Origin of the sequence: Streptomyces sp. CB01580, assembly GCF_001905795.1 — a bacterium.
Lineage (GTDB): Bacteria > Actinomycetota > Actinomycetes > Streptomycetales > Streptomycetaceae > Streptomyces.
This window is the reverse complement of sequence record NZ_LIXJ01000003.1, coordinates 299,782-319,695: the sequence shown is the minus strand read 5'-3', so window position 1 is coordinate 319,695 and position 19,914 is coordinate 299,782. Positions and strand designations below refer to the sequence as shown.

At 71.3% G+C, this 19,914-nt stretch carries 17 protein-coding genes and 1 riboswitch; of the genes, 5 read left to right on the top strand and 12 right to left on the bottom strand.

All coding sequences use genetic code 11. The features are described 5' to 3' along the window. Positions 1–12: 12 nt before the first annotated feature. On the top strand, positions 13–495 hold the full coding sequence (locus tag AMK22_RS06445) for a DUF456 domain-containing protein (protein ID WP_073782247.1): 483 nt from the start codon (positions 13–15) through the stop codon (positions 493–495). A gap of 508 nt (positions 496–1,003) precedes the next feature. Beyond that, positions 1,004–2,800 carry an AMP-dependent synthetase/ligase gene (locus AMK22_RS06440; protein WP_073782246.1) on the top strand — a complete coding sequence of 599 codons (1,797 nt, stop codon included), beginning with the start codon at positions 1,004–1,006 and terminating at the stop codon, positions 2,798–2,800. Between the two features lie 140 nt (positions 2,801–2,940). Here the strand turns inward: AMK22_RS06440 and AMK22_RS06435 are convergent, their stop codons facing one another. Further along, the gene (locus AMK22_RS06435) at positions 2,941–4,083 is read right to left on the bottom strand and encodes a glycosyltransferase family 4 protein (protein ID WP_073782245.1); all 1,143 of its coding nucleotides are present in this window, start codon (positions 4,081–4,083) and stop codon (positions 2,941–2,943) included. A gap of 138 nt (positions 4,084–4,221) precedes the next feature. Here AMK22_RS06435 and AMK22_RS06430 point away from each other — a divergent pair, with 138 nt between their 5' ends. Next, positions 4,222–5,499 carry a glycosyltransferase family 87 protein gene (locus tag AMK22_RS06430; RefSeq protein WP_079185950.1) on the top strand — a complete coding sequence of 426 codons (1,278 nt, stop codon included), beginning with the start codon at positions 4,222–4,224 and terminating at the stop codon, positions 5,497–5,499. A 63-nt stretch (positions 5,500–5,562) separates the two neighbouring features. Here AMK22_RS06430 and AMK22_RS06425 read toward each other — a convergent pair whose 3' ends face one another. The 5 genes from AMK22_RS06425 to AMK22_RS06405 form a co-directional block, all read right to left on the bottom strand. Continuing rightward, a complete protein-coding gene (locus tag AMK22_RS06425; RefSeq protein ID WP_073782244.1) occupies positions 5,563–6,822 on the bottom strand; it encodes a hypothetical protein in 1,260 nt (419 codons plus the stop codon). A gap of 71 nt (positions 6,823–6,893) precedes the next feature. Beyond that, positions 6,894–7,925 (bottom strand): C40 family peptidase, encoded by a 1,032-nt coding sequence (locus AMK22_RS06420; protein ID WP_073782243.1) that lies wholly within the window; start codon positions 7,923–7,925, stop codon positions 6,894–6,896. Positions 7,926–8,161: 236 nt separating this feature from the next. Further along, positions 8,162–9,202, bottom strand: a complete 1,041-nt coding sequence (locus AMK22_RS06415) for a C40 family peptidase (protein WP_073782242.1) — start codon at positions 9,200–9,202, stop codon at positions 8,162–8,164. Between the two features lie 280 nt (positions 9,203–9,482). Beyond that, complete coding sequence (locus AMK22_RS06410; protein ID WP_073782827.1) at positions 9,483–10,847, bottom strand: NYN domain-containing protein; 1,365 nt, start codon at positions 10,845–10,847, stop codon at positions 9,483–9,485. Between the two features lie 40 nt (positions 10,848–10,887). Further along, on the bottom strand, positions 10,888–11,130 hold the full coding sequence (locus tag AMK22_RS06405; RefSeq protein ID WP_073782241.1) for a hypothetical protein: 243 nt from the start codon (positions 11,128–11,130) through the stop codon (positions 10,888–10,890). A gap of 198 nt (positions 11,131–11,328) precedes the next feature. Between AMK22_RS06405 and AMK22_RS06400 the strand changes: the two genes are divergently transcribed. Both AMK22_RS06400 and AMK22_RS06395 read left to right on the top strand, forming a co-directional pair. Further along, positions 11,329–12,081 (top strand): rhomboid family intramembrane serine protease, encoded by a 753-nt coding sequence (locus tag AMK22_RS06400; RefSeq protein ID WP_073782240.1) that lies wholly within the window; start codon positions 11,329–11,331, stop codon positions 12,079–12,081. After that, the gene (locus tag AMK22_RS06395) at positions 12,078–12,359 is read left to right on the top strand and encodes an Lrp/AsnC family transcriptional regulator (RefSeq protein ID WP_073782239.1); all 282 of its coding nucleotides are present in this window, start codon (positions 12,078–12,080) and stop codon (positions 12,357–12,359) included. The genes AMK22_RS06400 and AMK22_RS06395 overlap by 4 nt, the downstream gene beginning before the upstream one ends. Before the next feature lie 61 nt (positions 12,360–12,420). On the opposite strand, the gene AMK22_RS06390 is transcribed toward AMK22_RS06395, so the two are convergent. The 6 genes from AMK22_RS06390 to ctaE all read right to left on the bottom strand — a co-directional run bounded on the left by AMK22_RS06390 (position 12,421) and on the right by ctaE (position 19,774). After that, on the bottom strand, positions 12,421–13,785 hold the full coding sequence (locus tag AMK22_RS06390; protein ID WP_073782238.1) for an aminotransferase class V-fold PLP-dependent enzyme: 1,365 nt from the start codon (positions 13,783–13,785) through the stop codon (positions 12,421–12,423). Between the two features lie 335 nt (positions 13,786–14,120). Further along, positions 14,121–14,238: riboswitch (SAM riboswitch) on the bottom strand. A gap of 127 nt (positions 14,239–14,365) precedes the next feature. Further along, complete coding sequence (gene trpD, locus AMK22_RS06385; protein ID WP_073782237.1) at positions 14,366–15,430, bottom strand: anthranilate phosphoribosyltransferase; 1,065 nt, start codon at positions 15,428–15,430, stop codon at positions 14,366–14,368. 125 nt (positions 15,431–15,555) lie between these two features. Next, positions 15,556–17,205, bottom strand: a complete 1,650-nt coding sequence (qcrB, locus tag AMK22_RS06380; RefSeq protein WP_073782236.1) for a cytochrome bc1 complex cytochrome b subunit — start codon at positions 17,203–17,205, stop codon at positions 15,556–15,558. Next, positions 17,202–18,254, bottom strand: a complete 1,053-nt coding sequence (qcrA, locus tag AMK22_RS06375; protein WP_073782235.1) for a cytochrome bc1 complex Rieske iron-sulfur subunit — start codon at positions 18,252–18,254, stop codon at positions 17,202–17,204. Before qcrA ends, qcrB begins: the two co-directional genes overlap by 4 nt. Next, complete coding sequence (gene qcrC / locus AMK22_RS06370) at positions 18,251–19,060, bottom strand: cytochrome bc1 complex diheme cytochrome c subunit (RefSeq protein WP_073782234.1); 810 nt, start codon at positions 19,058–19,060, stop codon at positions 18,251–18,253. Before qcrC ends, qcrA begins: the two co-directional genes overlap by 4 nt. Before the next feature lie 93 nt (positions 19,061–19,153). Further along, the gene (gene ctaE / locus AMK22_RS06365; protein ID WP_073782233.1) at positions 19,154–19,774 is read right to left on the bottom strand and encodes an aa3-type cytochrome oxidase subunit III; all 621 of its coding nucleotides are present in this window, start codon (positions 19,772–19,774) and stop codon (positions 19,154–19,156) included. Between the last annotated feature and the right edge of the window lie 140 nt (positions 19,775–19,914).

Below are 19,914 nucleotides of genomic sequence, written 5' to 3'. Positions count from 1 at the left end.
CAGGCTGGTCGGATGGGTGTGTGGCAACTCGTCGCCGTCGGCCTGGTCATGTTCCTGGGCCTGCTCGGCGTGCTGGTGCCGGGGGTGCCCGGACAGGCGATCGTCTGGGCCGCGGTGCTGTGGTGGGCGCTGACCGACAGGACGACGGCGGCCTGGTCCGTGCTCATGGGCGCCACCGCGCTGCTGCTCGTGGACCAGGCGCTGAAGCCGCTGCTGCCGCCGCGCCGCCCGCACGGGTCGGGCGCCCCGCGCAGGACGCTGGTGCTCGGCGGCGTCGGCGCGATCGTGGGCTTCTTCGTCGTCCCGGTGCTGGGCGCACTGGTGGGCTACGTGGGGACCGTCTACGGTGTGGAGCGGCTGCGGCTCGGCAGTCGTGGCGCGGGGTGGGCATCGGTCCGCTCGGTGATGCGGGCCACGGGCTGGTCCGTGCTCGTCGAACTCTTCGCGTGCCTGCTGGTGACGGGGGCCTGGCTCGGCGTGCTGCTCCGGGCATGAGCCCGGCCGCCCCGGAGCGCCCCCGGGGCCCCGGACCCGCCCGTCGGCTCAGGTGACGCCTGGGGCGTGTGGCGAAAGTAGCGTCGTCCGCCCGAAGGGCGGGGCCCGCGGCGTCCGGTGCGGTGCATCGCAAGGCGGAGCATCGTCCGCGTACTGGACGTACGCGGGTGATGCGACAACACCGCGAGGTGCCGTGCCGGGCGTCCCGAGCCGGTGAACCTTCCCGGTCACGGCACTAGGTCCTGTGCCGGCCGCCCGGACAGGGCCTCCGGATCCTCGGCGGGCCCCGGGCCGTGACGTGCCGTGGGCTACTGTGCGCGCAAGGATCACCATCGTGTGTGACGCACAAGACATTGGCCCGAACCCTCTATCGGGAACTGAGTACTGGTGGGTAACGTCCGGGCCGTCCAGTCGTGCTCACTTCACACATGAGCATCTGCCTATCTTGGACCGCAGCCGGTGGGTCACACAGAGCCGTGGCACCGGAGCCCGATGAGGAGCAGCAGTCTTGCGCGAGTTCAGCCTTCCGGCCCTGTACGAGGTCCCCTCGGACGGCAACCTGACGGATCTCATCCGCCGCAATGCCGCTCAGCATCCCGATGTCGCGGTGATGAGCCGCAAGGTGGGGGACGCGTGGGCCGACGTGGACGCCAGGCAGTTCCTCGCCGAGGTCAGAGGGGTCGCCAAGGGGCTGATCGCGGCGGGCGTCGAGGCCGGCGACCGGGTGGCCCTGCTGTCCCGCACCCGTTACGAGTGGGTGCTGCTCGACTTCGCGATCTGGAGCGCGGGCGGGGTCACCGTCCCCGTGTACGAGACCAGCTCGCCCGAGCAGATCCAGTGGATCCTCGGTGACTCCGGCGCCACCCTGTGCGTCGTGGAGTCCGCGGCGCACGAGGCGTCCGTGGAGTCGGTCCGGGCGGATCTGCCCGCCCTGAAGGGGATCCGGCGGATCGAGGCGGACGCGATCGCCCGGCTGACGGAGGCGGGCGCGGACGTCCCGGACGAGACCGTGGACGCACGGATGGCGAGCGCCAAGGCGGACGACCCGGCCACCATCGTCTACACCTCGGGCACCACCGGCCGCCCCAAGGGCTGTGTGCTCACGCACCGCGGCTTCTTCGCGGAGTGCGGCAACGTGGTGGAACGGCTCAAGCCCCTGTTCCGTACCGGCTCGTGCTCGGTGCTGCTCTTCCTGCCCACCGCGCACGTCTTCGGACGGCTGGTCGAGGTGGCGTCGGTCATGGCTCCGATCAGGCTCGGCTGCGTACCGGACATCAAGCACCTCACCGATGAACTGGCCTCGTTCCGGCCGACGTTGATCCTCGGCGTGCCGCGCGTCTTCGAGAAGGTCTACAACGGGGCCCGGGCCAAGGCGCAGGCCGACGGCAAGGGCGCGATCTTCGACCGGGCCGCGGACACGGCCATCGCGTACAGCCGCGCGCTGAGCACCCCGCAGGGCCCGTCCCTGGGACTGCGCCTGAAGCACAAGCTGTTCGACAAGCTGGTCTACGGCAAGCTGCGCGCGGTGCTGGGCGGACGCGGCGAGTACGCGATCTCCGGCGGCGCGCCGCTGGGCGAACGGCTGGGCCACTTCTACCGGGGCATCGGCTTCACCGTCCTGGAGGGTTACGGCCTGACCGAGACCTGCGCGGCCACCGCGTTCAACCCGTGGGACCGCCAGAAGATCGGCACGGTCGGCCAGCCGCTGCCCGGGTCGGTGGTCCGGATCGCCGACGACGGCGAGGTGCTGGTGCACGGCGAGCACCTGTTCACCGGCTACTGGAACAACGAGGCGGCCACGGTCGAGGCGCTGGCCGACGGCTGGTTCCACACGGGCGACCTCGGCACGCTCGACGAGGACGGCTACCTCGCGATCACCGGCCGCAAGAAGGAGATCATCGTCACGGCGGGCGGCAAGAACGTCGCTCCCGCCGTGATCGAGGACCGCATCCGCGGGCACGCCCTGGTCGCCGAGTGCATGGTGGTCGGTGACGGGCGGCCGTTCGTCGGCGCGCTGATCACCCTGGACGAGGAGTTCCTGCGCCGCTGGGCCGAGGAGCACGGCCGGCCGGCCGGGGCGACGGCCGCCTCGCTGCGCGAGGACCCGGAGCTGCTGGCCGAGGTGCAGCGGGCGGTGGACGACGGGAACGCCGCGGTGTCCAAGGCGGAGTCGGTCCGCAAGTTCCGCATCCTGTCCTCCCAGTTCACCGAGGAGGCGGGGCACATCACCCCGTCGCTGAAGCTGAAGCGGAACATGGTGGCGAAGGACTACGCGGACGAGATCGAGGCGATCTACCGGCGCTGACCGCGACCGCGCGGACCACCGGCGCCGGCCGCGGGTCACCGGCGCCGAACGCACGAACCACCGGAACCGAACGCGACCGCGCGAACGGGCCCGCGCCGGACAGGGTGCGGGCCCGTTCGCGTTCCACCGTCCGGACGGCGTCAGAGCAGCTCCTCCAGCCGCTCGGCCAGCAGGTCCCAGCGCCACTTCTCCTCGACCCAGGCCCGTCCCCGCTCCCCCATGCGCTGCCGCAGCTCCGGGTCGTGCAGCAGCGTGACGACCCGGTCGGCGGTCTCCTCGACGCAGCCGCCGCGCACCACCCACCCCGTCTCGCCGTCGAGCACGGCGTCCGGCGCGCCGCCCGAGTCGCCCGCGACGACCGGCAGTCCGGTCGCGGACGCCTCCAGGAAGACGATGCCGAGCCCCTCCACGTCGAGACCGCCGCGCCGGGTGCGGCACGGCATGGCGAAGACGTCGCCCGCGCCGTAGTGGGCGGGCAGTTCCTCCCACGGCACGGACCCGGTGAAGCGCACCGACTCCTCGACACCCGTCCGACCGGCCAGCCTCTTCAGGTCGTCGGCGTACGGCCCGCCGCCGACGATCAGCAGGACCGCGTCCGGGACCCGCTCCAGGATCGCGGGCATCGCCAGGATCAGCGTGTCCTGGCCCTTGCGCGGCACGAGCCGTGACACGCAGACGACGACGGGCCGGTCGGCGAGCCCGAGCCGGGCCCTGACCAGGTCCCCGCCGGAGCCCGGATGAAAGGTCTTCTCGTCGACGCCGGGCGGCAGCTGGACCATCCGGCCGGCCGCCGCGGGGCTGAGCGCCGAGGCGATCCGGGAACGGGTGTATTCCCCGAGGTAGGTGAGGGTGTCCGTGCCGTCGCCGATCCGCCGCAGCAGCTGACGGGCCGCGGGCAGCTGGGCCCAGCCGGCCTCGTGCCCGTGCGTGGTGGCGACCAGGCGGCGGGCCCCGGCCCGGCGCAGCGCCGGGGCCATCAGCCCGAGCGGGGCCGCGGCGCCGAACCATACGGACGTGCAGCCGTGTTCGCGCAGCAGCCCCACCGCGCGCCGGGTGACCCGGGGGGTGGGCAGCAGCATCGTCGTGGGGTCCCGGACGACGGTGAACGGCTGCTCGGCGTCGAAGGCGGAGGTGGCCGCGACGCCTTCCGCGGTCCGCTTCCAGGTGGAGGCGTACACGACGACGCGCCCGGGGTCCAGCCGCAGGGCCATGTTGTGCAGGAACGCCTGGATGCCGCCGGGGCGCGGCGGGAAGTCGTTGGTCACGATCAGGGTCTTGTCCATCGCGGCCGACAGTACCGGGCGGGTGACCTTGATGGCCGACGCAGGGGCCGGGCGGGCATGATGCCCCTCGTGCCGCGCGTGTCCACTCGTGTCCGCGCTGTACGCACCGCACACGCACGACGGAACGGATGAGCTGCCATGACGGGATCGACCGGGGCGCGGCTCGCTCCCGCGGTGTGGGCCCTCACCAGGATCGCGCTGCTGCTCTGCGTCACGAAGGTGATCGTCCTGCCCGGTCCGGACGTGACCAGTGACGTCTCGGTGATCTACCGGGGCTGGTCGGAGGTGCTGCGCTCGGGCACGTACCCGATGTCGGACGTGACCTGGCAGTACCCGCCGCTCGCCGCGCTCGCGGTGCTCTCCCCCGCCCTGCTGCCCTTCCTCGACTACACCTCGGCGTTCTTCGTCCTCGTGCTGCTGTGCGACGGTCTGGTGCTGGGGCTGCTGCTGCGCGCGGGCCGCGGGAAGGGCCGGTCGGCGGCGGGGATGTGGGTGTGGGTGGCCGGGGTGCCGCTGCTGGGCACGACCGCGTACGCCCGCTACGACCTGATGGTGACGGCGGTGGCGGTGGCGGGGCTGCTGGCGGGAGTACGGCACCCGCGGGTGCTGGGGGTGCTGGCCGCGGCCGGGGCGCTGCTGAAGGTGTGGCCGGCGCTGATCCTGGCCGGCACCGCGCCCGGCTCCCGGACGCGCCGGGCGTGGACGGCGGCGGCGGTGACGGCGGCCGGGCTCGCACTCGGCTGCGCGCTGGCGCTCCCCGGAGCGTTCGCCTTCCTCGGCTTCCAGCGCGACCGGGGCACCGAGGTCGAGTCGCTGGGGGCACTGGTGTTCCACGTGGCGCGGGTGTCCGGCTGGCCGGGGCGGGTGGAACTGCACTACGGCTCGCTGGAGTTCCTGGGGCCGGGGGTGGAACTGGTGAGCACCGTCTCCCTCGCTCTGTCCGTACTCGCCCTCGGCTGGCTGCTGGTGTGGCGGCTGCGCGCCCGTACCTTCCGGGCGAGCACCCCGGCCGACGCCGCGTTCACGGCGGTCCTGCTCTTCACGACCACGAGCCGGGTGATCAGCCCGCAGTACATGCTGTGGCTCGTCGGCCTCGCGGCGGTCTGCCTGGTCTTCCGGGACAGCGGGATGGGGCTGCCGGCCGGGCTGGTGCTGCTCGCCACCGGCCTGACCCAGGCGGAGTTCCCGTTCGGCTTCGACAACGTGGTGGCCGGTGACGCGACGGGCGTGGCGCTGGTGTTCCTGCGCAACGGTCTGCTGGTCGCGGCGACGCTGATCGCCTGCCGTCGGCTGTGGCGGCGCACGGCACCCGGGGCACCCGGGGCTCCCGGCGACGACGACGAGACCGGGAGCGGGGACGGGATCGCGGCGGGCCGCCGTCGCGCCGCCGGGGAGTCGGAGCGCCTCGATTCCTGAGCCGTGTGCGCGGACCGTGGCAGGCGGCGTGACCGGGGCCGGCCGGGCTTCCCCCGCAAGGGCTCAGCCGAGCCGGGCGCGCAGGTACTCCCGCCAGCGCGCGGTGAACTCGGCGGGGGTGCTGGAGAACACCTCCCGCAGGGCCCGTCCCACCGCCCCTTCCCGCTCCCGCTGTCCGGCGACGGCCCGGTAGAACGCGGAGAGCCTCCGCTCGCCCCAGACGTCGGCGATCAGCTCGCAGGCCAGCAGGCCGCCCTCGTACGCCTTCGCCAGCCGGGCCTCGTCGCCCGCGAATCCGAAGTCCTCGTCCGACGGGAGCGCGGCGGGAACCTCCCCGCGCCGGACCGCGGCGGCCAGTTCGGGCGCCGCCTGCGCGGCGGTGCGGTGCTCGGCGCGGTAGGCCACCCGGTCCGCGAAGCCCTCGGAGAGCCAGACCGGGGTGGCGCCGGTGGTGCGGGCCCGGGTGGCGACATGGGTGATCTCGTGGGTGAGGACGATCCGTTGCCCGAACGCGCCGAGTGCGCCGTACGCCTGCGGATTGACGATCACCCGGTCCGCGGGGGCCCCGTCCGGGCCGCCGGGCCGCGCGGTGGTGACGGCCGCCATGCCCCGGTAGTCGGCGGCGGGAGCGCCCAGCAGCCCGGCCATGTCCTCCACGGTGTGCGGTACGAGCACCAGCACCCGGCCGGGCCAGCGTTCCGGCCAGGCACCGGAGACCGCGGGCACCGCCCGGTCGGCGGCCCGGGAGATCGCGCGCAGCTCGCGCCCGGTGCGGCCGACGCCGAGGACGAGACTGTGCGTGCCGCGCACCGCCCGGACCCGCCCCTGCTGCCAGAGCAGGCCGCCGCCGTCCGCGCCCGGCCGGTCGGCGGTGAGGTACCAGCGGCCGTCCGCCCCGTCCCGGCGCAGGTCGAGCACCCGGTCCGCGGTGGCCGGGGCCCGGTCGTACCCCTTGATCCGGTAGCTCAGCCGGACGTGCGCGGTGACGCGGCCGGCGCCCCGTCCGGTCAGCTCCGTGACCCGGTACGTCCAGGAGGCCAGCGGCACGTCCGCGAGGTTGTCCAGCTCCTGGCGCTGGGCCGCGCGCAGCCCGGTGGCGCGGGGGTCGACGGAGGCCAGGTAGGCGTCCGTGTCATGGGCCGTCACGGCGGCGGCGCGGCGGTCGAGGAGGGCGCGCACGGAGCGGGCGTCGGCCCCCGGGACGCGATCGGCGGATCCGGTCCCGGGGCCGCCGGGGGCCGCGCAGCCGGACAGGAGCAGCGCCCCGGCGAGCAGCACTCCCGCCGCGCGCCGCCCACCGTCCCGTCCCCGTCGCCGGCCCATCCGGTCGAGAGTACGGGCCGGGCGCGGGTGAGGGCACCGCGGGTGACCGGGAACCGAACGCGGACGGCCGGTCAGACGCGGGTGACCGAGGAGACCGGCATCATGCCGACGGGGTCGTAGCGCACCGGGGCGCCCGGGTACGGGGCGTGGACGACCCGGCCGTTGCCGACGTACATGGCGATGTGGCCGGCGTCGGCGCGATACGCCACCAGGTCCCCCGGGCGGGCCTGGGAGAGCGGCACCATGTGTCCCGCGTACCGCTGGGCCTGCGAGGTGCGGGGCAGGCCGACGCCTGCCCGGGCGTACGCCCACTGCATGAGCCCGGAACAGTCGAAGCCGTCGGGTCCGTTGGCCCCCCAGACGTAGGGACGTCCGAGGGCCTGCTGTACCGCCATGACGGCGACGGCCGCCCGTGCGGAGCCGGCCGGCAGTCCGGCCGCCGCTGCGAACACGTCCTCGCGGCCGGAGCGGGAGGCGTTGGCGAGGTCCGTCCGCTCGGCGCCGGACAGCGTGCCCAGCAGCCGCTTGGCCTGGGCGAGTTTGCGCTCGACGGTCCGCTTGTGGCGGGCGGCCGTCTCGCGGTCGCGTTCCAGTCCGGCCAGGGCGCGGGCGGCCTCCGCCCGGGTCTGTTCGAGGGAGCGCCGGGTCTGCCGGAACTCCCGGAGCTCCGCGGTCTGACGTTCCGTCAAGCGGTTCAGGGTCGCCGCGCGTTCGAGGTAGGTGTCGGGGTCGGAGGAGAGCAGCAGGGCGAGCGAGGGGTCCACGCCGCCGGAGCGGTACTGCGCGGTGGCCAGCGAACCGAGCGAGGTGCGCAGCCGGTTGAGGTGTTCCTGCCCCAGGGCCGCCCGGTCGCGGGCCCGGTTCGCCTCGTCGCGCAGCCGGTCGGCGCCCTCCCCGGCCCTGTTGTACTGCTCGGTGGCACGCTCGGCCTCGACGTACAGCCGGTCGATCCGGGCCTTCACGCTCCGGGGCGTGTCCTGCGGTTCGGCGTTCGCGGTGGCCGCCCCGAGCGTGGCGGCGGCGGTCGCCGCCGCGGCCGACAGAACGGTGGCGTGGGCACCCCGGTTGAGACCGGGCTGTATGGAACGGCGATGGGACACCACAGGACACCGCACTCCCTTCCGCTGTACGCGGATGTGCGCGGCCCCTGCCGCCCGGGCGGGCGGACCGACGACGGGAGCCGCACAGCAGGCAGACAGTAGTCGTACGGCCTGGCGGCGACCAAGGACCTCGCCGGGCGGCCGGACGGGCGGGAAAGCGGGCGCCCCGCCGGTGACCTGTGGTCTCCGGCGGGGCGGGCCGTAGTGCGGGGCGCGGGAATTCGCCCGTTCGGGCGTCGTCAGGCGACGCGCACGCCGAACTGGAAGCTGCCCATGGTGTTCATCGACTCGTAGCGGACGTACGCGCCCGGGTACGGGGCGTGCAGCACGGTGTTGTTGCCGGCGTAGAGGCCCACGTGCGAGGTGTTGTTGAAGAAGACCAGGTCGCCCGGCTTCAGCGCGCCGCGCCCGATCCGGGGGCCGTCGTTGACCTGGGTGTACGTGACCCGGGAGATCTGGACGCTGGCCTGCGCGTAGGCCCACTGGGTCAGCCCGGAGCAGTCGAAGGAGTTGGGGCCGGTGTGGCCGGAGGCGTACGGCTTGCCCACCTTGGTGGAGGCGGCGCTCAGGGCGGCCGCGCCGCGGGCGGAGGCGGGGACCTCGTTGCCCAGATCGACCCGGTCGACGGCGTCGCGGCTGGCGCGGCTGCTGGCGCGCTGTTCGGCCTCCTGCATCTTCGCGCGCTCGGCCGCGGTCAGAGTGTTGAGCAGCTGGCGCGCCTTGGCGAGCCTGGTCTGGAGCTGCTTCTTCTTCTCGCCCATCACCTTGCGGGCGTCCGAGAGGTCGCCCAGCTTGTCCTGGGCCTCCTTGCGCTGCTGCGCGAGGACCCGCTGCTTCTCCTGGATCTCCCGGAGCGCATCGGCCTGCTTGGCCGTCAACTGGTCCAGCGCGGAGGCCTCGTCGAGGAAGGTGTCCGGGTTGGAGGAGAGGAAGAGCTGCACCGACGGGTCGAGGCCACCGGAGCGGTACTGCGCGGCGGCGAGCGAACCGAGGCCGCTGCGCAGGTTGTTGATCTCCTGCTGGCCGCGGGCCACCTTGTCCTGCAGCGCGCTGACTTCCTTCTCCAGCTTCTGCTGCTTCTCCTTGGCTCCGTAGTACTGCTCGTTGGCCTCGCCGGCCTCATGGCCGAGTTTGTCGATCTCCGCCTTGACCTCGCTCTTGGAGGGCTTGGGGTCGGCCTGGGCCGCCTGGGAGGACAGGGCCACGGCTGCGGCGGCGGTCGCGGTGAGCACGGTCACACGGGCGCGGCTCGGCTGCTTGGGACGACGGTGGGACGCCACGAAGGCGATCTCCTTCTTCCTCCGGCCGCCTACCGGGCTGTGGGGGGCTCGGGTCCCCGGCTCCGTGCATGTCACGGACTCGGCGGTTCCTTCGCCGTCACCCCGGATGGGTGATCAACCGAGCGAAGGTTCGATGGTGACCCTAGTGACCAACTTGTGATCAGTTCAAATCCTCACCGGAAAAATCTCACCACAGCAGGTACTTCTTTACCCATATCACACAGGCCGTAGCGGCGGCCTGACGGTCCGTTCCGTGAAACCCGGCGAGTCGTGACAACCGTCATGAGACGCGCGAAAGACGCTTCAGGAGCAAGGCGGACGCGACGGGCCGGGCGCCCGCCTTCGCCACCCCGTCGGCGACCTCGCGGTCGGTGGAGACCACCACGACCGGGCGTCCCGGCGGTTCGGCGCGGGCCAGTTGGCGGATCAGCTCGTCGGCGGTCACGCCCGGCTTGCTGAACAGCACGCGGACGCCGCGCGGCGGCGCGAGCAGCACCGGGGCGGCGAGTTCGGCCCCGTCGAAGACACAGGTCATCTCCGCGCCGCTCTGCGCGGCGAGCACCGAGAGACCGCCCAGCAGCCTCAAGCGCTGCTTCTCCAGGGGCAGTTGGGGATAGCCGGTCTTGGTGACGTTGTAGCCGTCCACGATCAGGTGCGCCTGCGGCAGCGCGAGCAACTGGTCGAGCAGGGCCGGATCGGTCTCCGAAAGCGCCCTGGCGGCAATGTCCTTGGGCGACATCCGACCGGGTTCGACCGCGTCGACCCCGTCTGCCGGACGGATCGAGGCCGGGGGCAGGGCCAGTTCACGGCGCAGCCCCCGGGCCGCGTCGAGCACCGTGTCCAGCAGCAGCCGCAGTCGCATGTCCTCGACCGAGCGGCCCTCCCGCGCGGCCCTGCGGCCCGCCTCGGCGGACGCCTCGGCCTCGCCGAGCCGCGCCTTGAGCCGACGGGTCTCGCTCTCCGCCGCGGAGAGCTGGGCGGCCGCCTCGGCGCGCATGGCATCGCTCTCCGCCCGGCTGCGGCGCAGCGCGGCCTCGCCGCGCCTGACGTCGTTGACCGCACTGCGCAGTTTGCGCTGGAGGGAATCGGCCTCCTTGCGGGCGGCGTCCAGTTCGGCGCGCAGCCGTTCCGTCTCGCTCCTGGTCTGGGCACGGGCCTGGGCGAGCTCCTCGCGCAACTGCTCCAGCTCGCGGCGGCTCGCCTCGTCGGCGCGTTCGGCCTCGGCGCGCTGGACCTCCTCGCCCGCGGCGGCGACCAGCTTCACCCAACCCACCGGGCGCAGCACATAGGCGGCCGCGGCGACGTCGACGGGATCGGCGGCCGCGGGCGGCGAACCGGACTCCAGGGCACGGGCCAGCTCCGGCTGCTGCTCCCCCAGCCGTTCACCGATGCGCTGCCGGAACAGCGCGTCGCTCTCCAGCGCCGCCGCCATCGCGTTCCCGGCGAACTTGGCACGCCGGGTAGGCGTGAAGCGGGCGTACTGTCGCAGCGGGGCCGGGAGTTCGCCGACCGTCAGACCGCCGAACGCGTCCGAGACCAGCGCGACGACCCGCCGTCGCACGCCTTCGGGCAGCGGGCGGTCGAGCGCCTCGACAGCGCCGTCGGCCGCCTCGGCCGGTTCGGCGCCGCTTGCGGGCCGCTCCACCATCCGTCACCTCAAAATCGATTGTCTGTGCGCGGCTCCGTCAGGAGTCGGCACCCGGCCTGGCGACCAGTTCGATCTGGTCCACCGCGTTGCACCAACGACAACGCACCGACTCGATGGTCTCACTGACCACCTCGCGTTCCTCGACGGTTGCTTCCCCGGCCAGGTCGAGATGGACGTACTCGACGACCTTGGAGGAACGCGTCACGTCGAAACGCGTGAGATTTCCGCAGAGCGTGCAGCGCCAGCGGGTCCCGTCGGTCGGCTGCGGAACCGTCGTCATCGTTGCGTCCTCTTTCGTCGAGCCTGGTGCCGTCTGTTCCAAGGATCTCGCGGTGCGCCGTCGAACTGCGGATCGTCCTGCCGTGCGAGGGGCCGCTCTGCTCACCACCGGCCCCTCTCAACCCTACGGCCTCGCCGTGTCCGCCCGACACGGCGAGGCGGTCTGTCCCGTTCCCTCCACTTGCGTCATGCTCTGTTCATGATCGATCTGCGAGTTGCGGCCGGCAGGCTGACCAGCGGACTCCTACGGACGGTCACCTCCGGCGGCCCGCTGGTCACCCACACCCTGATCGCGTTGTGCTGCCTGATCTTCGTGCTCGGCCCGCTCTCCGGCCTCCGCCCGCCCCAGGGCACCGCCGACGCCGTGCTCGCCGCGCAGGCCGGCTACTTCGAACGCTGGGGGGTGATCCCGAACGAGCTGTGGAACGGCTCCGGGCGCGTCCTGCTCACCCCGCTCACCGCCCTCTTCGTGCACGGCAGCTGGCTGCATCTGCTCGGGAACATGCTGTTCCTGTACGTGTTCGGGGCGATGACCGAGGAGCGCATGGGCCGCGCCGAGTTCACCCTCTTCTACGTGGTGTGCGGCTATCTCGCGCTGACCGCATACGCCGCCGCGCACGCCACGTCCGACCAGACACTGGTCGGCGCCTCGGGGGCCATCTCGGCGGTGCTGGGGGCCTTCCTGTACCTGTTCCCCAGGGCCCGGGTCACCAGCCTGTTCCCGTTCCTCTTCTTCCTGCCGCTGCGCTTCCCCGCCTGGATCGTCCTGATCTTCTGGTTCGTCCTGCAGTGGCTGGCGGTCCGGAACTCCGGCGACGGCGGGCCCGGCGTGGCCTATCTGGCCCATGTGGTCGGCTTCGCGCTCGGCTTCCTCTACGCATGGGGGCGCTACCGGCGTGCGGATAGAGTGAAGGCCCCAGCAGCGGCCACCGAGGGAGAGAACCAGCCGTGATCAGCGCGATCGTGCTCATCAAGACCAGCGTGGACCGGATTCCCGAGATCGCCGAGGCCATCGCCGCGCTGGACAACGTCAGCGAGGTCTTCTCCGTCACCGGCACCTACGACCTGATCGCCATGGTCCGGGTGGCCCGGCACGACGACCTGGCGGACGTCATCCCCGGCCGGATCAGCAAGATCCCCGGCGTCGAGGCCACCGACACGCACGTGGCCTTCCGCACGTACTCGCAGCACGACCTGGAGGCCGCCTTCAACATCGGCCTCGACGCGTAGCGTCCACCTCCCGTGACCCCGGTGGAGGCGGCCCCGCCGCCTCCACCGGGGTCACGCGCTCTCAGCCCCGGTCCGGCACGCAGCGACCGCCCTCGGTACGGTACGTCCACCGGGCACCCTGGCCGACCAGCTCCTTGACCGCCCGTACGAAGCGCTCGATGTGCTCGTCGGGCGTACCGGCGCCGAAGCTCACCCGGATCGCGTTGAGCGGCCTTTCTCCCGGCGCGGCCTCGGGAGCGCCGCACTCGCCGACCTCCTGCGGGTCGCTGCCCAGCAGCGTACGGACCAGCGGGTGGGCGCAGAACAGTCCGTCGCGCACCCCGATGCCGTACTCGGCGGAGAGCGCCGCGGCGAAGTGCGAGCTGTTCCAGCCCTCCACCACGAACGAGATGACACCGACCCGCGGGGCGTCGTCACCGAACAGCGAGAGCACCGTGACCTCGGGGACCTCGGCGAGCCCGGCACGGACGGCGGCGACGAGGTGCTGCTCCCGGGCGACCAGGTCGTCGAAGCCCGCCTCGGTGAGCGCCTTGCAGGCGGAGGCGATGGAGTACACGCCGATGACGTTGGGGGAACCGGCCTCGTGACGGGCCGAGGTGGTGTGCCACTCGACGTCCACACCACCGTCGGCCCGGCGGGCGACCTTGCGCGAGGCGCCGCCGCCGGCCAGGTACGGCTCGGCGTCCCGGAGCCAGTCGGCCCGGCCCGCGAGCACGCCCGAGCCGAACGGCGCGTACAGCTTGTGCCCGGAGAAGGCGACCCAGTCGACGTCCAGGTCGGTGATGTCGACGGGGTGGTGCGGGGCGAGCTGCGCGGCGTCCAGCACGATCCGGGCGCCGTGCGCGTGGGCGGCGGCCGCCAGTTCCTTGACCGGCCACAGTTCACCGGTGACGTTGGAGGCGCCGGTGACGCAGACCAGCGCGGGACCGTAGGGGTCACGGTCGGCGAGCGCCCGCTCCAGCGTCTCGACGGCCTGGGCCGGGGTGCGCGGGGCGTTCAGGTACGTCACCCGGGCGTCGCGCCACGGTAGCAGCGAGGCGTGGTGCTCAGTCTCGTACACGAACACCTGGCAGTCGGCGGGGACCACCGCGGCCAGCAGGTTGAGCGAATCGGTGGTCGAGCGGGTGAAGACGACCTGGTCGTCGGGGCGGCAGCCGAGGAACCGCGCGACGGTCTCGCGGCTGTTCTCGAAGAGGTCCGTGGAGAGCTGCGAGAGGTACCCGGCGCCGCGGTGGACGCTGCCATAGTACGGGGCGTACGCGGCGACGTCGTCCCAGACGCGCTGGAGGGCCGGGGCGCTGGCGGCGTAGTCGAGCGCGGCATAGGTGACTTCACCACCCGTGACCAGCGGAACCGTTACATCCCTTCCCAGAACCGACAGAGGGGCACAAAGCGACTGGTCGGCGGCAGCGGTGAGGACAGACATGGCGAACTCCCGTAGAAGGCAGGCGAAACGCATGCGCCGGCGGATACGCGGCAGCGCAGCGGAAAGAGAAGAAGGGCGCGGAAAAGGGCGAGAGAGCCCTGGGGCCTGTTCTGGGTTCGCCCGTGGAGCGAGGAGCGGCGTCCGGTGCCGTCGAATCCAAGGCGGAGGAGGGAGTCGACGCGGGGCGTCGGCGACCGACGACAACGCGGGAGGCGACGATGCCGGACGCCGCGACGCCGCGGGCGAACCCAGAACAGGCCCTAGCGCATTCGCGTGCTCACAAGAGACTCCCTAGGGACCAGGACCCCGGGGGTTGGCATTCACTGATGCCGAGGGGCCCGCGCTTGCCGCAGACCTCGCTGCCTGCGGCCTGGTCTTCACCCGGGGCACCCCGCCACGGACGGAGGGTTGCCGGACAGCGGGCCGGGGCCGTAGTCGCTGTCACTCATGACCTGCCTGCATCCTGCCATACGGATGCGAACGCGCAAGGGCGCGGTCCAGGATCCGGACCGCGCCCTGCGTCATATTCCCTCGGTTCAGAGGCTGTCGGATGTCCGATCGCGGCTCACCCGACAGGCTCTCAGGCGTTGCTCGCCGCCACCCAGCGCTCCAGCGCGCGCCGTGCCGCCCCGGAGTCGATGGACTCGGCGGCCTTCCGGATCCCGGCGGCGAGCTGCTCGTTCAGCGTGCCGTCCGTCGGCTCCAGGGCCACCAGCGCCGCGGCCGAGTTGAGGAGCACGGCCTCCCGTACGGGCCCGTGCTCACCGGCCAGCACCCGGCGGGCCACGTCCGCGTTGTACGAGGGGTCGCCGCCGCGCAGCGCCTGGGCCGGGACCAGTGCCAGACCTATGTCGCGCGGGTCGAACGCCTCCTCGCGCACCGCTCCGTCGCGGACCACCCAGACCCGTGAGGTCGCGGTCGTCGTCAGTTCGTCGAGCCCGTCGTCGCCGCGGAAGACGAGCGCCGAGTTGCCCCGTTCGGCGAGGACGCCGGCGACGATGGGCGCCATCCGCGGATCGGCGACGCCGACGGCCTGGGCGCGCACCCGGGCCGGGTTGGTGAGCGGGCCGAGGACGTTGAACGTGGTCTGGGCTCCCAGCTCCTTGCGGGCGCGGGCCGCGTACCGCAGCGCCGGGTGGAACTTCACGGCGAAGCAGAAGGTGATGCCCGCCTCCTCGGCGACCTCGACCACGCGCCGCGCGCCGAGGTCCAGGTTGACGCCGAGCTTCTCCAGCACGTCGGAGGAGCCGCTCGCCGACGAGGAGGCGCGGTTGCCGTGCTTGACGACCTTGGCGCCGGTGCCCGCGACGACGATCGCCGACATCGTGGAGATGTTGACCGTCTTGGCGAGGTCGCCGCCGGTACCGACGATGTCGACCGTGCGGCCGGGGACGTCGATGGTGTTGGCGTGCTCGTACATCGCGCGCACCAGGCCGGACACCTCGTCGACCGTCTCGCCCTTGGCGCGCAGGGCCACCGCGAAACCGGCGATCTGCACGTCGGTGGCCTCGCCGCTCATGATGCGGTCCATCGCCCACGCGGTGTCGTCCGCGCTCAGGTCCTCGCCGCGCAACAGCGGGTTCAGCACGCCGGGCCAGGAACGGTCCGCCACGCTGTCGCCGCCGACCGGGGTCACAACGTTCATGGTCCGCTCCAGGGGTCCACAGCCGATAAAAGGGTTCGGCTCCCACCCTATCGAGGGCGGGGGACAGCGAAGAGCCCCGTCCATCGGATGGACGGGGCTCCTGCTGTGGCGATCAGTTCAGGCGATCAGTGGTGACCGTGGCCGCTGGTGATCTCCTTGTACTCCTCGACGGTGGGCTTGGCGATCTGGTTGTTCTCGCCGTAGAAGCCCTTGCTGAGCCGGGCGCGCAGCTTCTGCATCGCGGAGACCTTGCGCTCGACACCGTTCTTGTCGACCGTCGGGCCGATCTCGAGCGGCTCGTACTGCTCGTGCTGGGTGAGCGTGTGCAGCTGCTCGGGACCGAGCGGCTCGTGGATCTCGACGAACTCACCGTGCGGCAGTCGCTTGATGATGCCGGACTCGCGCCCGTGCAGCACCTTCTCCTTGTCGCGGCGCTGGAGGCCGAGGCAGATCCGCCGGGTGATGATGAACGCGATGACCGGGCCCGCGAAGATGAAGATCCGGATGAACCAGGTGATGGCGTTGATCGACAGGTGGAAGTGCGTGGCCCACAGGTCGTTGCCACCGCCGATGAAGACGATGACGTAGACGGTGATCCAGGCGACGCCGAAGGCCGTCCGGGTCGGGGCGTTGCGCGGGCGGTCCAGCAGGTGGTGCTCGCGCTTGTCACCGGTGACCCAGGACTCGAGGAACGGGTAGACCGCGATGACCGCGAGTACCAGTCCGAAGAGCGCCAGCGGGATGAACACACCCAGGACGAGCGTGTGACCCCACAGGTTGATCTCCCAGCCCGGCATCACTCGGATCAGACCCTCGGCGAAGCCCATGTACCAGTCGGGCTGGGCGCCGGTGGACACCTGGTCCGGCCGGTACGGGCCGATGGACCAGACCGGGTTGATCGTGGCGATGGCCGAGATGATGGTGATGATGCCGAAGACCAGGAAGAAGAAGCCGCCCGCCTTCGCCATGTACACCGGCAGCAGCGGCATGCCGACGACGTTCTTCTGGGTGCGGCCGGGGCCGGGGAACTGCGTGTGCTTGTGGTAGAAGACCAGGATCAGGTGCGCCACCACGAGGCCGAGCATGATGCCCGGCAGCAGCAGGATGTGGATCGAGTAGAACCGGGCGACGAAGTCGTGACCGGGGAACTCTCCGCCGAACAGGAACATGGAGATGTACGTGCCGACGATCGGCACGGACAGGATCGCGCCCTGGGTGAAGCGGATACCCGTACCGGACAGCAGGTCGTCCGGGAGCGAGTAGCCGGTGAAACCGGTGAACATGCCGAGCACGAACAGCAGGAAGCCGAACAGCCAGTTGATCTCGCGCGGCTTACGGAAGGCGCCCGTGAAGAAGACGCGCATCATGTGCACGAACATGGCGGCCAGGAAGATCAGCGCGGACCAGTGGTGGATCTGGCGGACCAGCAGACCACCGCGGACGTCGAAGCTGATGTCCAGCGTCGAGGCGTAGGCCTCGGACATCCTGATGCCCTGCATCGGCTCGTACGAGCCGTGGTACACGACCTCGTTCATGCTCGGGTGGAAGAACAGCGTCAGGTACACACCCGTGAGGATGATGATGATGAAGCTGTAGAGCGCGACTTCCCCGAGCATGAAGGACCAGTGGTCCGGGAAGATCTTGCGCATGTTGGCCTTGGCCAGGGTGTAGATCCCCAGTCGGCCGTCCGCCCAGTCGGCCACCCGCTCGCCAGCGGGTGCCTTGCGATTGCCCGGCGCCGAGGAGCCGGGGGCTTGCGTGGTCGCAGTACTCATCCGCGCTCCCAGAATGCAGGACCGACGGGCTCTTCGAAGTCACCGAGCGCTTCGAGGTTGCCCTCGCTGTTCACGCCGATGCGCAGCTGCGGAAGGGCGTGACCGGCCGGGCCGAAGATGACGCGGGCGCCGTCGGAGAGGTCGAAGGTGGACTGGTGGCAGGGGCAGAGCACGTGGTGCGTCTGCTGCTCGTAAAGGCTGATCGGGCAGCCGACGTGGGTGCAGATCTTGGAGAAGGCCACGATCCCCTCGTGCGCCCACTTGCGCTCGCGCGCGTCCTTGATGTCCTCCGGACGGATCCGGACGATCATCAGCGCCGCCTTGGCGATCTGGTTGTTGAAGTCCTCCGCCTCCTCCGACAGGCCCTGGGGCATGGCGAAGGTCAGCGAACCGACCACGACGTCCTCGGGACGCAGCGGCTCCATCGTGTTCATGTTGATGAGCTGCTTGCCCTGGGCCCACAGCGACTTGCGGAGCTTCTTCTCCGGCAGCGGGCCGAGGTCGCGCAGCAGCACCACACCGGAGAGCGGCACCAGGGCCAGCGCGCCGAACATGGTGTTGCGGATCAGCTTGCGCCGACCGAGCGCGGACTCCTTGGCACCCTCGGCGAAGTCCGCCAGGACCTTCGCCTTGACCTCGGGCTCGGCCTCGATCGGGTGACGATCGTCGGCGACCTCGACGTCGGACATCAGGGTGCGCGCCCAGTGGACGGCCCCGGCACCGATCGTGAAGAGGGCCACGCCCAGGGTCAGACCCAGGGAGAAGTTGAGCGCGCTCACATGGCCGAAGGGCCAGATGTACGTGATCTTGTCGACCGGGAAGACGACGTACGACGCGATGAAGCCGATCGTCGCCAGCATCGACAGCGTGAAGAACAGGGCGACGGTGCGCTCGGAGCGCTTCGCGGCCCGCTCGTCGATGTCCTGGATGCGCGGCTTGTGGGCCGGCAGCCCCGGGTCGGCGAACGGATTGTCCGCGACCTCTACCGCGGTGTGCGCGGTGTCCTGCACGGTGGGCAGGTTCTCGTCTGGAATCTCTTGACTACTCATGACTTCTTGGCCTTAGCGGTGTGGGCCGCGACCCAAACGGCGAGTGCGATCAGGGCGCCGAGACCGAAGATCCAGGCGAACAGACCTTCGCTGACCGGACCCAGGCCACCCAGCCCGAGACCACCCGGGCTCGGGGTGTCATCGCTGTTCACGGCCTTGACGTAGGCGATGATGTCCCGCTTCTGCTGCTCGGGCATCGTCGTGTCCGGGAAGGACGGCATGTTCTGCGGGCCGGTCTGCATGGCCTCGTACAGGTGCTTCGTCGACACGCCCTCGAGGCTGGGCGCGTACTTGCCGTTCGTCAGCGCGCCGCCCTGACCGGTGAGGTTGTGGCACTGGGCGCAGTTGGTACGGAACAGCTCGCCACCCTTGGCGGCGTCCGCGCCGGAGGGGTCGTACTGCTGCTTGGTCGGCGTGATCGGACCGGCGCCGAGCGACGCGACGTACGCCGCGAGCTGGTCGATCTCGGCCTGGCTGTAGATGTTCTTCTTCTTCGGCACCTGGGCGCCCGGCTGCTGCGCCGGCATGCGGCCCGTACCGACCTGGAAGTCGACGGCGGCGGAGCCCACGCCGACCAGGGGCGGCCCGTCGGTGGTGCCCTGACCGCCGGTCCCGTGGCAGCTGGCGCAACCGACGGCGTACAGCTTCTTGCCCTCGTCGATGGCGAGGGACTGGGCGGTTTCGTCGGCCTGCGCCTTACTCGCGGGCGCAAACGCGGCATACAGCCCCCCAGTAGCCGCCAGCGCGAGGAGTAGTACGACGACCGCCGCCAACGGATGGCGTCGTCGAGCGGAGAGCTTTTTCACGGATTACCCCGGTGTCAGGATCTTCTGCGTCGATGCTGGATGTGGTTCGGGTCGAGCCCGGTTACTTGATCGTGTGGTTCGGGTCGGGCCCGATCACTTGATCATGTAGATCGTGGCGAAGAGGCCGATCCACACGACGTCGACGAAGTGCCAGTAGTAGGACACGACGATGGCCGCGGTGGCCTGTTCGTGGGTGAACCTCTTGGCCGCGTAAGTCCTGCCGAGGACGAGCAGGAAGGCGATGAGCCCGCCTGTCACGTGCAGGCCGTGGAAGCCGGTCGTCAGGTAGAACACCGAACCGTACGGGTCGGAGGAGAGGGAGAGACCCGCTTCCTTGACCAGCTCGGTGTACTCGAGGACCTGGCCTCCGATGAAGATCGAACCCATCACGAAGGTGATGATGAACCAGGTGCGGAGCTTCTTCACATCGCCCCGCTCGGCGGCGAAGACGCCGAGCTGGCAGGTGAGTGAGGAAAGCACCAGGATCGTGGTGTTCGTCGCCGAGAACGGGAAGTTCAGGTGCCCGGCCATCTCCTTCCAGTGATCCGGTCCCATCACCGATCGCAGGGTGAAGTACATCGCGAAGAGGGCCGCGAAGAACATCAGCTCGGAACTCAGCCAGATGATGGTTCCGACGCTGGTGAGGTTCGGTCGATTGACCGACGGGTGCGCGTGCCCGGTTTCTACTGTCGTTGCTGTCGCCACGACCGACATTATGTCGGTCGCTTATCCCGCCCTCACTCCGGGGGGTGCCGTTCGGTGTGTCAACCGGGTGTGCCCTCCCCGAGCGGCCCATGAAACCGCTGTCACGGGCGATGCTGACAGGCCGTCGGCGGAGTACGATCCGCGCATCG

Excerpts from the sequence above, each read along its gene's own strand:
- AMK22_RS06445 (WP_073782247.1), top strand. The coding sequence starts at position 13 with ATGGGTGTGTGGCAACTCGTCGCCGTCGGCCTGGTCATGTTCCTGGGC.
- AMK22_RS06435 (WP_073782245.1), bottom strand. The coding sequence starts at position 4,083 with ATGGACAAGACCCTGATCGTGACCAACGACTTCCCGCCGCGCCCCGGC.
- AMK22_RS06430 (WP_079185950.1), top strand. The coding sequence starts at position 4,222 with ATGACGGGATCGACCGGGGCGCGGCTCGCTCCCGCGGTGTGGGCCCTC.
- AMK22_RS06425 (WP_073782244.1), bottom strand. The coding sequence starts at position 6,822 with ATGGGCCGGCGACGGGGACGGGACGGTGGGCGGCGCGCGGCGGGAGTG.
- AMK22_RS06405 (WP_073782241.1), bottom strand. The coding sequence starts at position 11,130 with ATGACGACGGTTCCGCAGCCGACCGACGGGACCCGCTGGCGCTGCACG.
- AMK22_RS06400 (WP_073782240.1), top strand. The coding sequence starts at position 11,329 with ATGATCGATCTGCGAGTTGCGGCCGGCAGGCTGACCAGCGGACTCCTA.
- AMK22_RS06390 (WP_073782238.1), bottom strand. The coding sequence starts at position 13,785 with ATGTCTGTCCTCACCGCTGCCGCCGACCAGTCGCTTTGTGCCCCTCTG.
- trpD (WP_073782237.1), bottom strand. The coding sequence starts at position 15,430 with ATGAACGTTGTGACCCCGGTCGGCGGCGACAGCGTGGCGGACCGTTCC.
- qcrB (WP_073782236.1), bottom strand. The coding sequence starts at position 17,205 with ATGAGTACTGCGACCACGCAAGCCCCCGGCTCCTCGGCGCCGGGCAAT.
- qcrA (WP_073782235.1), bottom strand. The coding sequence starts at position 18,254 with ATGAGTAGTCAAGAGATTCCAGACGAGAACCTGCCCACCGTGCAGGAC.
- ctaE (WP_073782233.1), bottom strand. The coding sequence starts at position 19,774 with ATGTCGGTCGTGGCGACAGCAACGACAGTAGAAACCGGGCACGCGCAC.